This is a genomic window from Mesorhizobium sp. M8A.F.Ca.ET.202.01.1.1 (genome assembly GCF_004791595.1).
Classification (GTDB): domain Bacteria; phylum Pseudomonadota; class Alphaproteobacteria; order Rhizobiales; family Rhizobiaceae; genus Mesorhizobium.
The window spans coordinates 1-345 of sequence record NZ_SRUN01000137.1; the positions used below are offsets into that span (position 1 = coordinate 1).

The 345-nt window shown below is 66.7% G+C and carries 1 protein-coding gene; it reads left to right on the forward strand.

Annotation, left to right across the window (positions count from 1 at the left end):
* Positions 1-345: AzlC family ABC transporter permease (locus EN845_RS34190; protein ID WP_135931299.1), on the forward strand; the 345-nt coding region annotated here is incomplete at both ends.

The following is a 345-nucleotide window of genomic DNA, read 5'->3' on the forward strand; positions in this document are numbered from 1 at the left end:
GGCGCTGCCATCCATGGTCGTGCTGGTGGGCGCGATTGCGTCGGGAGCGGCGCTGCCGGCGGCAATCCTCGCCGTCACGTTGTCGGCGATACGTCTGATGCCGATGGTGATGGCGCTAGCACCCGAGATGCGCGCCGGGAAAACCCGGCAATGCGTGCTCTATCTCCTGGCGCATTTCGTGGCCGTGACCTCCTGGGTGCTGGCCATGGAGCGCCTCAAGCGCGTCCCGCCTCACATGCGTACGACTTACTATGCCGGCCTCGGCGGCACGCTGGTGACGACGAATGTCATCGTCGTGACCGTCGTCTATGCGGTGGCGGATGCGCTGCCGTCCGCCGTTTCGGC